Genomic DNA, 14,771 nt, shown 5'->3' with positions numbered 1-14,771 from the left:
CCAGAATCCGCCGGCTTGTGCGCCCCGGAGGCCGTCGGTAACTTGAGTCCGTCACTGATTTCCAGTGATCGGGTTTAGTAGCCCGAGGTTTTTGGGGCGTATCGCTCATCAGACAGTCAGGTCTTGCCTGAACGTTATGGTGGCTGTGCGCAGGGCGCCCTCGGGCGCGCCGGTTTCCCAGATCCCCGGTCTACTAACCTGCGCACGGCTGCCTCCATTTCTTTTAGTAGGGAAACGGCGGCCAGCCCTCAATGAGGATCTGGCAAATGTTCAAAGTTACACCCAACCCGCCGCCCACCGACGCGGCCTCCCCCTACGAATCCCCCGCTTCAAGGAAATTCCACGAAGCCGCCGAGCGCGCCCTCGACCACTACCTCGGCCCACCGAGGCCCGCGATCATGGCCACCCCGTACCAGTCCAATCGTCTCTACATGGCCAACCCGGCCAGCGGCACCGAACCGTTGCTGGCCGATGCCAGCGAAACCCTGGGCTCGGCCACCGTGATGCTCAACGACTTCGCCGGACTGCTGGAAGGCTCGCACCGCAAGACCCTGCAAGGCATCGCGCAGGTGGTGATGGTGGCGGAAATCGCCGTCAACCGGGTGCTGGACCAGTTAGTGCCAACCGAGTAACGAAAAAGCCCGCGGCAAAACCTTAGTGGTTTGGCAGCGGGCTTTTTTGTATGGCGTGAATCTTTTTCCCTCACCCCAACCCTCTCCCGGAGGGAGAGGGGGCCGATCGAGGGATGCTCGCGAGACACACCGACCTGAAAATGCTGCTGTGAATGCACAATCGCAGCGGATCATTCAGGTCGATGTACAGCGCAAGACACCTCGGTCAGTCCCCTCTCCCTCTGGGAGAGGGTTAGGGTGAGGGGCTCTTCTCAGCTCAAACACTGATCGCGTTGGTAAACACCAACCGATTACCAAACGGATCAGCAATCGTCATGTCCTGACTGCCCCACGGCATCGCCTGAATCTGTGGGTGCGAGAACTTGTAGTCCTTGGCCACCAGTTGCTGCTGGAACGCCTCCAGCTCATCGGTCTCGATGCGCAACGCCGAACCCGGGGTCGCATCGCCATGATGCTCGGACAGGTGCAACACGCACTCACCCCGCGACACCTGCAGATACAGCGGGAAGTTCGCTTCGAAACGATGCTGCCAGTCGATCTTGAAGCCGAGGAAGTCGACGTAAAACTCCAACGCCTTGGCTTCATCGAAGATCCGCAGGATCGGGGTGGTTTTGCCGAAGCTCATGGGGTGCTCCCTGACTTGTTTGGCCCAAAAGTGTAGACGGGCTGGATGTCAGCAATTCGGCTTGGCGGTGGCTTTCTTTAATTGCAATGTGCCACCACTGTGACGCACTCCGCGAAACGTCAGCGAAAGTTGTTGCGCAAATCCCCGTCCCGCGCCAGAAACCGCCCTTCCCGGCGACCATTCGCCTGCCCATCGCGATAACTCAACACGCCATTGACCCACACCCCATCAATCCCCTGCGCCGCCCGCTGCGGATCAGTGAAATCCGCCACATCGCGCACGGTCGCCGGATCGAACAACACCAGATCCGCCCAGTGCCCCTCGCGAATCTCGCCGCGCTCTTTCAAGCCAAACCGCGCCGCCGACAGGCCGGTCATCTTGTGTACCGCCGTGTGCAGCGGAAACAACCCGACATCACGACTGAAATGTCCGAGCACTCGTGGGAAAGCGCCCCACAGGCGTGGATGCGGGAACGGGTCTTCCGGCAGTCCGTCAGACCCGACCATCGACAGCGGATGCGCGAGAATTTTTCGTACATCCGCCTCGTCCATGCCGTAGTACACCGCGCCCGCCGGTTGCAGGCACTTGGCGGCTTCGAGCAGTGGCACGTTCCATTCGGCGGCGATGTCGATCAGGTCGCGACCGCTGACTTCGGGGTGCGGCGTCGACCAGGTGATGGTGATGCGGTGGGCATCGGTGACTTGCTTCAGATCCAGCGTCGAAGAACTCGCCGCGTAGGGATAGCAATCGCAGCCCACGTGCTGGGTTTTCGCTGCTTCCTCCAACGCCGCGAGCAACTGCGGACTGCGCCCCCAATTACCGACACCGGCGCATTTGAGGTGGGAAATGATCACCGGCGATTGCGAGTGACGGCCAATGCTGAACGCTTCGTCCATCGCCTCCAGCACCGGCTCGAACTCACTGCGCAGGTGGGTGGTGTACACCGCGCCAAATGCGGTCAGTTCTTCGGTCAGTTGCTTCACTTCGTCGGTGGAGGCGTTAAAGGCGCTGGCGTAGGCCAGGCCTGTGGATAAACCGAGCGCGCCGGCTTCAAGGCTTTCACGCAGTTGCTCACGCATGGCGGCGATTTCGTCTGGCGTGGCAGTGCGAAACAGGTCGTCGAGGTGATTGCTGCGCAGCGCGGTGTGGCCGACCAGTGCGGCGACGTTCAGCGTGGTGTTCGCCGCTTCGACGGCGGCGCGGTAATCGCTGAAGCGCGGATAGACGAACGCCGCTGCGCTGCCGAGCAGGTTCATCGGGTCCGGCGGATTGCCTTTCAAACTCACCGGCGAGGCGCTGATCCCACAGTTGCCGACAATCACCGTGGTCACGCCCTGGCTGAGCTTGGGCAGCATCTGCGGCTGGCGGATGACCACGGTGTCGTCGTGGGTGTGCACGTCGATGAAACCCGGGGCGAGCACGCGGCCGGCGGCGTCGATTTCTTCAACGGCGTGGGCATCGCGCAGGTCGCCGATACGCTCGATACAGCCATTGAGAATCGCCACATCGGCGCGGTAGCCGGGGGTGTTGCTGCCATCGATGACGGTGGCGTTGCGGATCAGCGTGTCGTACAGCATGTCAGTCTCCCAGCGGCAGGTGATCGTCGCCGCCACGGTATTCGTCGAGGGCGAGTTTGATCCGCCGCAGACGCTCTTGATTGTCTTCAGGATTGGCCAGCGCCAGCTCGGTGGCGAGCACATCAATAGCGAGCAACATGCCGTAGCGCGCCGCCGTCGGTTTGTAGATGAATGAGGTTTCTGCGCCTTGCAGCGGCAGGACGATGTCGGCCAGTTCGGCCAGCGGCGAGTCGGCGCGGGTGATGGCCAGAATGCGCGCGCCATAGTTGCGCGCCAGCTCGACAGTTTCCAAAAGCTCCGGGGTGATGCCGGTCAGCGAGCAGACGATCAGCACTTGCTCGGCGTTCAGGCTGGCAGCGGTGACGCGCATCATCACCGCGTCGTGACACACCGCAATCGGGTAGCCGAGGCGCACCAGGCGCACCTGCAATTCGTCGCTGCACAGGGTCGAGCAACCGCCCATGCCGAACGCATGAATCATCCGTGCCTGGCCGAGCATTTTTACCGCGTCGGCGAAGCGTGATTCGTCAAACCCGGCAAGATGCTGGCGTAGCGTGGTTTCGATATCGCCGACAATCTGCCCGTAGAACGCCGACTGGTCAGGTGTGCCCGCCGGGTCGAGAAAACGGCTGCCAACGCCGCTGGCCTGAGCCAGTTGCAGGCGCAGATCACGCAGGTCGCGGCAGCCCACCGTGCGGGCGAAACGCGACAGCGTGGCGGTGCTGACCTCGGCCCGTTGCGCCAGCTCTTCGAGGCTGGCGGAGGCGGCAAAACCGACGTCGTCGAGCATCAGCCGGGCGATGCGGCCCTCGCCCGCGCTGAAGGAGTCCTGACGGGCGCGGATCTGATAAAGGATGTCCATGGCGGCTGGCTCCGGTTACAGCAAATAAGAAAGGCCGACGGTCAGACCGAAAGCGACCAGCGAGATCAGGGTCTCAAGCACGGTCCAGGTCTTGAACGTCTGCGCGACCGTCATGTTGAAGTATTCCTTGATCAACCAGAAGCCGCCGTCGTTGACGTGGGAAAAGATCACCGAGCCGGCGCCGGTCGCCAGCACCAGCAATTCCGGGTGTGGATAACCCAGACCAATGGCCACCGGTGCGACCACGCCGGATGCGGTGGTCATGGCCACGGTCGCCGAGCCGGTGGCCACCCGCATCAACGCCGCGAACAACCAGCCCATGATCAGCGGCGACAGGTGAAATTCGTGGGCCAGCCCGACAATCTGATCGGTGACCCCAGCGTCCACCAGAATCCGGTTCAGACCACCGCCGGCGCCGACCAGCAAGGTGATGCTGGCGGTCGGTGCCAGGCACTCGTTGGTGAATTTGAGGATCGATTCACGATTGAAACCCTGGGCGATGCCCAGCGTCCAGAAACTCAGCAAGGTCGCCAGCAACAGCGCAATCACCGAGTTGCCGATGAACAACAGGAACTGGTTGAAACCACTGCCCGGCGTGGAAATCAGGTTGGCCCAGCCACCGATCAGCATCAGCACCACCGGCAACAGAATGGTCGCCATGGTGATGCAGAAACCTGGCAGCTTGTCGCGCGGTTCGCGGTCGAGAAATTGTTTTTCCAGCGGGTTATCCGGCGGCAGTTGAATGCGCGGCACGATGAATTTGGCGTACAGCGGACCGGCGATGATTGCGGTGGGAATACCGATGGCAATCGCATACAGCAAGGTCTGCCCGACCGAGGCCTGATACGCCTGCACCGCGAGCATCGCCGCCGGGTGCGGCGGCACCAGCGCATGCACCACCGACAGACCGGCAACCATCGGCAAGCCGACCATCAGAATCGACACGCCCACCCGCCGCGCCACGGTAAAGGCGATGGGTACCAGCAACACAAAACCGACTTCGAAGAACAGCGGCAAGCCGACCAGAAACGCGATGCAAACCATCGCCCAATGCGCGTTCTTCTCGCCGAATTTTTCGATCAAGGTGCGGGCCATCTGCTCCGCGCCGCCGGACTCGGCCATCATCTTGCCGAGCATCGTCCCCAGCGCCACCACCAGCGCAATATGCCCCAGCGTCTTGCCCACCCCGGCCTCATACGCCCCCACCACGCCCGACGGCGGCATCCCCGCCACCAGCGCCAGACCGATGGAAATCAGGGTGATAACGATGAACGGGTTAAGCCGGTAGCGGGCGATCAGCACGATCAGGGCGATGATGGCGACGGCGGCATACATCAGCAGCCAATAGCCGAAGGAAGGCGTCATGCGGTACTCCTCGAAAGGGTCACGTTCGAATGGGTTGTGAAACTCATAAATCATTTCAAGATCGAGTTTTCAAACACCATGAAAGTAATTTTCGTGGAGAGGTAAGGCGTGTCGCTGCTGGGTATGTCTTGTCGCGATTAATGAAAATCGCGGGGTGGGATTTACATGGTTCTCAGGCAAACACAAAAACTTGTGGGAGCTGGCTTGCCAGCGATGGCGGCTGCCCATTCAAGATCTCTGCCGACTGATCCACCGCTTTCGCGAGCAAGCCCGCTCCCACAGTTTGATTGCATTCCTTCAGCAAGAATGCGGTCATCAACCTGTGGGAGCGAGCTTGCTCGCGAATGGCTTCACACGGTGTAGCGCGGGCTCACACCATCTCGTTACGAATCCAGTCCACCACCGACGTACGCTTCGGTACCCAGCCCAGCAGTTCACGAGCATGTTTGCCGCGTACCCGGCTGTTGGAGCCAAGGCCGTAGTTGGCCATTTCGTAACCCCACTCGGCTTCGGCATCTTGCAGTGGCCAGTCTTGTGGTTCGCCGAGATTCAGCGCTTCAGCCATGGCAGTGGTCATGTCGATGAACGAGGCCTCACCGCTTTCAACGAAGTAGAAGGTACCCGGTACGTTTTTGGTCAGCGCCAGCAGGTACAGGGCGACGACGTCTTCGATGTGCACGTTGGACCAGATGTTCTGGCCAGTGCCGACATGGCGCACCACGCCGCTTTTGCGCGCTTGTTTGAGCAGACGCGGCAACTGCACGCTGTCGCGATTGACGCCCAGGCTGTGACCGTAGATCAGGGTGTTGCAGATCACCGCCGAGTTCACGCCGTCCTGTGCGGCAGAGAGGATCAGGTTGTCGATGGCCACACGGGCAGCCTTGTCGACGGTGGGTTCCGGCAGGTTGTCTTCGTAGTAGATGACGTCGCTGGACTTGCCGCCCGAGGCATCGCCGACGATGCTCGAACCGCTGGTGTGCAGGAACACTTTGTTCGAACCGCGCAGGGCATCGAGCAACGCTTCGACCGCGCCGAGATGGTCGCTGCTGGCGGCGTTGATCACCGCATCGGCGGCGCGGGCCTGTTCAGCCAGCAATGTGCTGTCTTCGAGGGTGCCGATCACCGGGGTGATGCCCAGTACTATCAGCTCATCAGCCTGTTCGGCGCTACGCACCAGACCCGTGACGGTGTGGCCGGCCCGAACCAGACCGGTGGCGATGGAACCGCCGATGAATCCGGCAGCGCCGGTGATGAATACGTTCATGGAGAAACTCCCTGCGTGAATAAGTGATGCTGCGAGTATCGACCGCTAACCCCGATGGAAAAACCCGCCCTCGCCCAAATCACTGTTGCGCAGGGGTCACGAATCAACCCTTGAAATCCGCACTGGCGTAAGCCGCAAGCTTGCTCTGGATGAAGTCGAGGAAGCACTGGATGCGCAGCGCCAGTTGCGAGTTCCGGTAGTACACCGCGTTGATCGGCTGGCGATAACCGCTGTTGAATTCCGCCAGCAGCACCTTGAGGCGCCCGGCGCGGATGTCGTCGATGGTCATGAAGTGCGAGAGGCAGGCAATGCCCTGCCCTTCCAGCGCCAGATGACGCACGGTCTCGCCGCTGGAAGCGCTGATGGCCGGGGTGATCGGCCAGCGGTCACCGTGCACGTAACGCAGCGGCCACTGATTGAGGCCTTCGTTGTGGGTGAAACCGAGCAGGGCGTGGTCAGTCAAGTCGGCAACCTGCTGCGGCGCGCCGTGCTGCTCCAGATACGCTGGGCTGGCGACGATCAGCAGCGGACTGCAACCCAGCGAGCGCGCATGCAAGGTCGAATCGGCAAGGGTGCCGATGCGGATGGCGACGTCGGTGCTTTGTTCCAGCAGGTCAATGATCAGGTCATTGCTGTTGAGTTCGAGCTGGATGTCCGGGTACAGGCCACGGAATTCGTCGATGTACGGCACGATGGCGTGCAGCATGAAGGGCGACGCGGCGTTGATCCGCAGGCGTCCGGACGGGGTTTGCTGGCGTGAGGACAGTCGCTCTTCGAGCGCATCCATCTGGTCGAGAATCAGCTTGGCCTGCTCGAAGAAATACTTGCCCTCCTCGGTCAGGTCCATGCGCCGCGTGGTGCGGTTGATCAGCGTGGTGTCGAGCTTGGCTTCCAGCCGCGACAGTGTGCGGCTGACCGCCGAAGGGGTCTGGCCGACCTGCTCGGCAGCAGCGGAAATCGAACCGCACTCGATCACGCAGACGAAAATCTGCAACTCATCGGATCTGGCTTTCACGGGTGTCCCTTATTGATCGTCAGCACAAAATCCATTGTGGAGAGAGAACACCCCTGTGGCGAGGGGATTTATCCCCGATGGACTGCGCAGCAGGCCCCGCTTTTCGAGATCAAGATCGGGGGGCCGCTGCGCGACCCATCGGGGATGAATCCCCTCACCACATTTAAAACCCTCACCACAGTTACAACCGTAACCACATGAAATCACTTCACGCCTTGAGAGCAAACACCTGTTTCAGATGCTGCTCATACCGCGCCACATCATTCTCGATGTTCGGGCGCTTCATCACGTCCACACAGAGGAACGTCGGCAGCCCGCTCATGCCCAAGAACTCATTGGCCTTGTGGAACGGGAAATACACCGCATCCACACCCTTTGCTTCAAAGAAATCGCTCGGGTCATCAAACGCCTGCTGCGGTGCGTTCCAGGTCAGCGACAGCATGTATTGCTTGCCCTGAATCAGGCCGCCGCTGCCGTACTTCTGCGACGCATCGGAACGGGTCCGACCATCGCTGGCATAGAGGCTGCCGTGGCCTTCGGTGAAGACTTCGTCGATGTACTTTTTCACCGTCCACGGCGCGCCCATCCACCAGCCCGGCATCTGATAAATGATCACATCGGCCCAGAGGAATTTGGCCACTTCTCCGGCGACGTCGTAGCCCTCGTCGATGAACGTGGTTTTGACATCCAGACCACCGCGATCCAGCACGCTCAGCGCGGTTTCGTGCAGGGTGGCGTTGTAACGACCGTCGGAGTGGGCGAATTTCTTGCCACCATTGAGCAACAACACTTTTTTCATCGGAACGCCTCGCGCAGCCATTGGGCTGGAGAAAGATGGGAAAACGAATGGCGGCAGGTTAACCATCCATCTCGCGCGGAATAAGCCGCGTCGGCGCAAAATACATTTGATCAAAAAGCACGAATCGAATGCCGATTGTTGCAATAGCATTCCCGGCCATCTGCATTTGAGGAGTTGTTTCGATGAGTGAACGCCACGGTTTCATCCTGCATGCCAAGACCCGCCCGGAAAAAGCCGAGGCTTTCGAAGCGCTGTTTCGCGCCTATGTCGAGCCGAGCCGCGCCGAGCCCGGCTGCATCGAGTACCACATGCTGCGCGACAAGGAAGACCCGACGCTGTTCATCTTTTACGAGATCTGGGAAAGCCAGGCGCACCTGGACGTGCACTCGAATCTGCCGCACATGCGCGAGTTTTTCGACAACCGCATGACGTATCTGGAGCGTGATTTCGATGTCCGTCGGATCGACATGCTCAGCGCCTCGTCGGCTAGCCGCTGATCAGCAAATGGGCGCCGAGCGCGCCCAGTCCGATAAAGAACACCCGCTTGAACAGCACAGCGCTGATGCGCTGACGCAACCATTGGCCGAACCACATGCCCAGCATCGCGGGAATCAGCACCAACAGCGAGGCACTCAATTCGCCACTGCCCAGTGCGCCGCGCCAGAACAGGCCGCCGGCCAGCGCCAGGGTCGAAACGGTGAACGACAGGCCCAGCGCCTGCACCAGTTCATCGCGACTCAAACCCAGCGCCTGCAGGTACGGCACCGCCGGAATAACGAACACACCGGTGGCCGAAGTGATAACCCCGGTGATCAGCCCGCACAGCGGGCCGAGCCACGGTTCATGCCGGGGATTGACCTGCAGGGTCGGCAGCAACAACCCGCTCAACGCATACAGCAGCAACGCCGCGCCCAGCCCACGCACCACCCAATGCCCGCCTGCCATGCCGATCGACAACGTGCCGACGGCGGTGCCGAGGAAGATCATCAGCAACAGCGGCCACAGGCGTTTAAGCAACCCTTTCAGATGCCCGCCGAACGCCAATTGCCAGACATTGGTCAGCGTCGCCGGAATGATCAGCAGCGCGGCTGCCTGTGACGGCGCCATAGCCAGACCAAGCAGGCCCATGGCGACGGTGGGCAGACCCAGGCCGATTACGCCTTTGACCAGCCCGGCCATGATGAAAGTGGCGATGACCAGCAGGCACAGAGCCAAGCCGAGGTTTTGATAGAAGTCTGCAAATGCGTTCATGGCGCTACTGTGCGCTTTGGCGGGTGCGTTGAAAATCTGCCATATACTGAGGCTGCCTCTGCCGGTACAAGAGGCTGTTAATTGCGTTGCGGCTGATGGCCCCTTCGCGAGCAAGCCCGCTCCCACAGTTTTGGATTCACCACTGATCCACTGTGGGAGCGGGCTTGCTCGCGAAGAGGCCCGCCCAGACACCACAACAACCACAGGCGGCCCCATGCACTTCGACCTCACCGACCTGCGCCTCTACCTGCACATCCTCGACACCGGCAACATCACCGCCGGCGCCGCCCGCAGCCATCTTTCGCTGGCCGCCGCCAGTGCCCGCATCCGCGCCATGGAAGCCTCGCTGGGCACCGAGTTCCTGCAGCGCGGCCGCCGTGGCGTGAGCCCGACACCTGCTGGCAAGGCACTGGCCCACCACGCGCGCATCCTCCTGCAACAGGCCGAACGCATGCAGCAGGATCTGGCCGACTACGCCCAGGGCGTCAAAGGTCAGGTGCGACTGTTGTGCAACACCACGGCGATCACCGAATACCTGCCGGAAGTGCTCGCGGACTTTTTGCGCGAGCATCCCAACCTCGACATCGATCTGCAGGAACTGCCCAGCGCCCGCATCACCCACGCCTTGCGCCAGGGCGCAGCCGATATCGGCATCGTCTCCGATGCGGTGGACACCTCCGATTTACAGACTCAGCCCTTTCGCGATGATCCGTTAGTGCTGATCGTGCCGCGGGAACATCCACTGGCCAACGCCGCCGAAGTCAGCTTCAGCGACGCCCTGCATCACGATTTTGTCGGCCTGAGCACCGACAGCGCGCTGGCGATCTACCTCGAAGAACAGGCGCTGCACAGCGGCTCGCGCATGCAGGTGCGGATCCGCGCCGACGGTTTCGAAGGAGTGCTGCGCATGGTCGCCCGAGGCGCCGGCCTCGCCATCGTGCCGCTGGCGGCCATTGAACGCGCGACGCCGCGCTCATTCAACAGCATCGCCCTCAACGAGCCATGGGCGCGCCGCACCCTGATGCTCTGCGCCCGGGATTTCAGCGCCCTGCCCGGTTATGCCAAAGCCTTGCTGCAAGCCTTGACTCTCCCCTGAGGGGCAGACTTCATCCTTGGCGTTCAACGGCAAGGAGCATGACCATGGGCAAACGCATTCTGCTGATTCTCGGCCATCCCGGCGCGACGAGCTTCTGCGCCGCACTCGCCGAGCGCTATGCACAATCAGCGCTCGATGCCGGACACCAGGTGCGTCAGCTACGCCTGGGAGAGATGGCTTTTGACCCGGTGTTGCGCCAGGGGTATCAACAGGTTCAAGCGCTGGAAGAAGACTTGAGCCGCGCGCAATCCGACATCCTTTGGGCCGAACATCTGACGCTGGTCTACCCGATCTGGTGGGGCGGCATTCCGGCGCTGCTCAAAGGTTTTTTTGATCGGGTGTTGCTGCCGGGATTCGCCTTCAAATACCGAAAAGGCAACCCCTTTCCCGATCAGTTGCTCAAGGGGCGCACCGCGCATTTGCTGGTGACGATGGACACGCCACTCTGGTATTACCGCTGGATCTACCGGATGCCGGGACTGCATCAGGTGCGCAAGACCACCCTGCAGTTCTGTGGTATCAACCCCCTGCGCACGCTGACCTTCGGCCCGTTGCTTGACTCCAGCGACCGGCAGCGCCAGCGCTGGCTGCAACAGGCGCACGCTATCGCCCGCCGCTAAGTCTGCCGATAATGCGCCGCATGGTTTCACATTGAAAAAGGACTTTTATGTACATCGGCCAAGCCGCGCAACGTGCCGGCACCACCATCAAAAGCATTCGCCACTATGAGTCGATCGGTTTGCTGCCCACGCCCCGGCGCCAAGGTAAATATCGCCTCTACGACCAACAAAGCATCGAACTGCTGATCTTCATCAAATGCGCAAAAGAGATGGGCTTCAGGCTCCGGGAATTGCAGACGATTTTTGCCGCGCATCATGGCGAGGCCATGCCATGGGATCTGGCCCAACAGGCTATCGAGGCAAAAAAACGCGAGATCAACAGCAGCATCGCTGAGCTGACGCGGCAATACGCGCAACTGGAAGGTTTCGAAATCGACCTTGAACGGGCGCGGGTCGAATGCCCGCTGGAAAACCTTTGACGGTTTGCGCGTTTCTGAGCAGCTCGATGTCGAGCACAGACAACTGAGCGGCAACCGGGCGCTATAGGGTGCGAGTTGGTTTCTTTGCCATCCGCCCACTGCCCGGAGTTCTCATGACCGCGACCGCCCCCATCACCGTTCTGCGCGACACCCACCCGCTGCCGGTACTCGATGCCTGCAAATGGGAAAAACTCGAAGGTGACCCGCACACCGTCAACCTCAACGCTTACACCAGCGAAGACGGCAGCAAGATCATGGGCACCTGGATCTGCACCCCGGGCAAGTGGCGGGTCGATTATGTGAAGTGGGAGTACTGCCACTTCCAGGAAGGCTACTGCATCATCACCCCGGACGGCATGGCGCCAATCCACCTGCGAGCCGGCGACATCTTCGTGGTTGAACCGGGGATGAAAGGCACCTGGGAAGTGGTCGAGACCGTACGCAAATATTTCGTATTCGCCTGATGCAAAAAAAGCCGGGAAACCACCCGACGTGATTTCCCGGCAACACCTACTGCATTCTGGCTGACGCCATGGTTGTGGCGCCTGTGAGATTTGTGGCGAGGGGATTTATCCCCGATGGGCGCAAAGCGCCCCCCCGCATTGTGTCAGTTGAAACGCAGGCTCAGTGGTTGCGACTGCTACACAGTCGATCGGGGATAAATCCCCTCACCACAAAGTCTCCGTTGCCACAAAAAGTATTGATGTCCAAGTTACTGTGGCTTGCGATAGCTGTTGATAATCGCCGAGAAGTCCTTGCCACCCTCCCCGCGCTGGCTCATCGCCTGATACAACTGCTGCGCCACCGCGCCGAGCACCACCGGTTGATGCGCCTGACGCGCTGCTTCGGTCGCCAGCCCCAGATCCTTGAGCATCAGTTCGGCACCAAACCCACCGGTATAACCGCGCGAGGCCGGCGCCGTTTCGACGATGCCCGGCCACGGGTTGTACATTTCCGAACTCCAGCAACGCCCGGTCGAGCTGTTGATGATCCCGGCCAGCACCGAGGTGTCGATCCCCAGTGCATCGCCCAGCGCCATGGCTTCGCTGACGCCGACCATCGAGATCGCCAGCAGCAGGTTGTTACAGATCTTGGCGATCTGCCCGGTGCCGACTTCGCCGCAATGCACGATGTTGCGGCCCATCTGCGCCAGCACCGGTTGCAGGGTGACGAACAGTTCCGGAGTGGCGCCGACCATGAAGGTCAGCGTGCCGGCGGTCGCGCCGCCAGTGCCGCCGGAGACCGGTGCATCAGCCATGGCCACGCCTTGTTTGGCAGCAGCGGCGGCCACATCGCGGGCGGTCTGCGGATCGATGGTGCTGCAATCCACCGCCGGCACACCTTTGCCGATACCGGCGAGCACACCGTCCTCACCGAGCCAGACGCTGCGCACATGCACCGCCGCCGGGAGCATGGTGATCACCAGCTCGGCGTCTTCGGCGGCCTCACGGGCCGAGGCGCGGATAGTGCCGCCCAGTTGCTCAAGCTCCGCCAGCACCGTCTTGTTCAGGTCGACCAGATTCAGTGAATGGCCGGCCTTGATCAGGTTGCGCGCCATCGGCGCGCCCATGTTGCCCAGACCGATAAATGCGATTTTCATGGCCAGTCCTCAGCGCAGGTTGATGGTGGTGTTCACGCCGTCGTTGACGCTGTCGTCATCGAACCAGCGCGCCGTGACCGTTTTGGTCTGGGTGTAGAACTGCACCACTTGCTTGCCGTACGGACCCAGGTCGCCGAGTTTCGAACCACGGGAACCGGTGAAGCTGAAGAACGGCACCGGCACCGGAATCGGGATGTTGATGCCGACCTGGCCGACGTCGATTTCCGTCTGGAATTTGCGCGCCGCCGCACCGCTCTGGGTGAACAGGCCCGTACCGTTGCCGAACGGGTTGGCGTTGACCAGTGCGATGGCCTGATCGAGGGTGTCGACTTCCAGCACCACCAGCACCGGGCCGAAGATTTCCTGGGTATAGATCTGCATGTCAGTGGTCACGCCCGAGAACAGGGTCGGGCCGACGAAGTTGCCTTGTTCGTAGCCCGGCACCTTGATGTCGCGACCATCGAGTTCAAGCTTGGCGCCTTCCTTGATGCCGCTTTCGATCAGATCGAGAATCCGCGCCTTGGCTTTCTTCGAGATCACCGGGCCGACATCGGTGCCCGCCTCGCTGCCGGCGTTGACCTTGAGTTTCTGCGCCAGCGCTTTCAGATCCGGCAGCCATTGTTTCGCCGCACCAACCAGCACCACCACCGAGGTGGCCATGCAGCGTTGCCCTGCCGCACCGAAACCGGCGCCGACCAAGGCATTCAGCGCTTGCTCGCGATTGGCGTCCGGCAGCACGACGGCATGGTTCTTCGCACCCATCATCGATTGCACGCGTTTGCCGTGCTTGCCGGCCAGGTCGTAAACGTGCGTACCGACCGCGGTCGAACCAACGAACGATACGGCTTTGATGTCCTTGTGGGTACACAGGCCATCGACGACGTCCTTGCCACCGTGCACCACGTTGAGCACGCCGGCCGGAACGCCGGCCTCGATCGCCAGTTCCACCAGGAGCATGGTCGACAGTGGATCCTGCTCGGAAGGCTTCAAGACGAAGGTGTTGCCGCAAGCGATGGCCATCGGGAACATCCACAGCGGAATCATCGCCGGGAAGTTGAACGGGGTGATGCCGGCGCACACGCCGATTGGCTGGCGCAGGGTGTAGGTATCGACGCCACCGGCCACGTTTTCGGCGAACTCGCCCATTTGCAGGGTGCCGATGGAACAGGCGTGTTCGACCACTTCCAGGCCACGGAAAATATCGCCCTCGGCGTCGGCAATAGTCTTGCCCTGCTCGGCGCTCAGCACTACGGCGATGCGCTTGGAGTGCTCGCGGATCAGTGCCTGCAGCTTGAGCATGATGCGCATGCGCGCGCCGATCGGGGTCAGTTTCCAGGTCTGGAACGCGCGGTGCGCGGCACTGATGGCGGCGTCGACTTCAGCGGCAGTGGCGAACGGAACCTTGGCCAGCACTTGCTGGGTCGCCGGGTTGACGATGTCGTGCCATTCGGTGGTCTGCGATTCGACCCACTCGCCATCGATCAGCAGCTTGACCTTCTGGACCGTGGTTTCGTTGGGCGTAAGCGATGCGTTCATGCTGGTCTCCGAAACTTGTTTTTATCGTAGGAGCCAAGGCGAAAGGGTTCGCCTTGAGATGAGGCGTGTGTCACGAATTGGTTGTCGGACTGTTTTTGGAGTATAGATGT

General features: G+C 61.3%; 16 protein-coding genes. 6 read left to right on the top strand and 10 right to left on the bottom strand.

What is annotated here, in order from left to right; genetic code table 11:
- Nucleotides 1-266: 266 nt before the first annotated feature.
- Nucleotides 267-632, top strand: a complete 366-nt coding sequence (locus E3Z29_RS06280) for a DUF6124 family protein (RefSeq protein ID WP_134785392.1) — start codon at nt 267-269, stop codon at nt 630-632.
- Between the two features lie 256 nt (nt 633-888).
- On the opposite strand, the gene E3Z29_RS06275 is transcribed toward E3Z29_RS06280, so the two are convergent.
- The 7 genes from E3Z29_RS06275 to E3Z29_RS06245 form a co-directional block, all read right to left on the bottom strand.
- Entirely contained in the window at nt 889-1,257 is a 369-nt protein-coding gene (locus tag E3Z29_RS06275) for a glyoxalase superfamily protein (protein ID WP_007962133.1), read from the bottom strand.
- 119 nt (nt 1,258-1,376) lie between these two features.
- Nucleotides 1,377-2,834, bottom strand: coding sequence for an amidohydrolase family protein (locus E3Z29_RS06270; RefSeq protein ID WP_134785391.1), 1,458 nt, complete (start codon nt 2,832-2,834; stop codon nt 1,377-1,379).
- A 1-nt stretch (nt 2,835) separates the two neighbouring features.
- A complete protein-coding gene (locus E3Z29_RS06265; RefSeq protein ID WP_098967106.1) occupies nt 2,836-3,696 on the bottom strand; it encodes a MurR/RpiR family transcriptional regulator in 861 nt (286 codons plus the stop codon).
- A 15-nt stretch (nt 3,697-3,711) separates the two neighbouring features.
- Nucleotides 3,712-5,061: a GntP family permease gene (locus E3Z29_RS06260; protein ID WP_134785390.1), complete on the bottom strand. Its 1,350-nt coding sequence runs from the start codon at nt 5,059-5,061 to the stop codon at nt 3,712-3,714.
- A 370-nt stretch (nt 5,062-5,431) separates the two neighbouring features.
- On the bottom strand, nt 5,432-6,325 hold the full coding sequence (locus E3Z29_RS06255; protein ID WP_134785389.1) for an NAD-dependent epimerase/dehydratase family protein: 894 nt from the start codon (nt 6,323-6,325) through the stop codon (nt 5,432-5,434).
- Nucleotides 6,326-6,428: 103 nt separating this feature from the next.
- Nucleotides 6,429-7,340 carry a LysR family transcriptional regulator gene (locus E3Z29_RS06250; protein ID WP_134785388.1) on the bottom strand — a complete coding sequence of 304 codons (912 nt, stop codon included), beginning with the start codon at nt 7,338-7,340 and terminating at the stop codon, nt 6,429-6,431.
- A 208-nt stretch (nt 7,341-7,548) separates the two neighbouring features.
- Nucleotides 7,549-8,139, bottom strand: coding sequence for an NAD(P)H-dependent oxidoreductase (locus E3Z29_RS06245; protein ID WP_134785387.1), 591 nt, complete (start codon nt 8,137-8,139; stop codon nt 7,549-7,551).
- 182 nt (nt 8,140-8,321) lie between these two features.
- Here E3Z29_RS06245 and E3Z29_RS06240 point away from each other — a divergent pair, with 182 nt between their 5' ends.
- Nucleotides 8,322-8,636, top strand: a complete 315-nt coding sequence (locus E3Z29_RS06240) for a putative quinol monooxygenase (protein ID WP_098967099.1) — start codon at nt 8,322-8,324, stop codon at nt 8,634-8,636.
- Here E3Z29_RS06240 and E3Z29_RS06235 read toward each other — a convergent pair.
- Nucleotides 8,626-9,390, bottom strand: coding sequence for a sulfite exporter TauE/SafE family protein (locus E3Z29_RS06235; protein ID WP_098967098.1), 765 nt, complete (start codon nt 9,388-9,390; stop codon nt 8,626-8,628). The two genes, E3Z29_RS06240 and E3Z29_RS06235, sit on opposite strands and share 11 nt — an antisense overlap.
- Before the next feature lie 214 nt (nt 9,391-9,604).
- Here E3Z29_RS06235 and E3Z29_RS06230 point away from each other — a divergent pair, with 214 nt between their 5' ends.
- The 4 genes from E3Z29_RS06230 (at nt 9,605) to E3Z29_RS06215 (ending at nt 11,989) form a co-directional block, all read left to right on the top strand.
- Nucleotides 9,605-10,486, top strand: a complete 882-nt coding sequence (locus tag E3Z29_RS06230) for a LysR substrate-binding domain-containing protein (RefSeq protein ID WP_134785386.1) — start codon at nt 9,605-9,607, stop codon at nt 10,484-10,486.
- Nucleotides 10,487-10,530: 44 nt separating this feature from the next.
- Complete coding sequence (locus tag E3Z29_RS06225; RefSeq protein WP_098967095.1) at nt 10,531-11,106, top strand: NAD(P)H-dependent oxidoreductase; 576 nt, start codon at nt 10,531-10,533, stop codon at nt 11,104-11,106.
- Nucleotides 11,107-11,153: 47 nt separating this feature from the next.
- Nucleotides 11,154-11,525: a MerR family transcriptional regulator gene (locus E3Z29_RS06220; protein WP_086793657.1), complete on the top strand. Its 372-nt coding sequence runs from the start codon at nt 11,154-11,156 to the stop codon at nt 11,523-11,525.
- Between the two features lie 113 nt (nt 11,526-11,638).
- Nucleotides 11,639-11,989 (top strand): cupin domain-containing protein, encoded by a 351-nt coding sequence (locus E3Z29_RS06215; protein WP_003221437.1) that lies wholly within the window; start codon nt 11,639-11,641, stop codon nt 11,987-11,989.
- A 248-nt stretch (nt 11,990-12,237) separates the two neighbouring features.
- Here the strand turns inward: E3Z29_RS06215 and mmsB are convergent, their stop codons facing one another.
- Nucleotides 12,238-13,125, bottom strand: coding sequence for a 3-hydroxyisobutyrate dehydrogenase (gene mmsB, locus E3Z29_RS06210; protein WP_098967092.1), 888 nt, complete (start codon nt 13,123-13,125; stop codon nt 12,238-12,240).
- Nucleotides 13,126-13,134: 9 nt separating this feature from the next.
- The gene (locus tag E3Z29_RS06205; RefSeq protein ID WP_007962100.1) at nt 13,135-14,661 is read right to left on the bottom strand and encodes a CoA-acylating methylmalonate-semialdehyde dehydrogenase; all 1,527 of its coding nucleotides are present in this window, start codon (nt 14,659-14,661) and stop codon (nt 13,135-13,137) included.
- Nucleotides 14,662-14,771: the final 110 nt, after the last annotated feature.

The sequence above is a fragment of the Pseudomonas sp. S150 genome (assembly GCF_004526365.1).
GTDB classification, from domain to species: Bacteria; Pseudomonadota; Gammaproteobacteria; order Pseudomonadales; family Pseudomonadaceae; genus Aquipseudomonas; species Aquipseudomonas putida_A.
The sequence above is the reverse complement of the archived record's forward strand: the minus strand, read 5'-3'. Positions and strand labels throughout refer to the sequence as shown.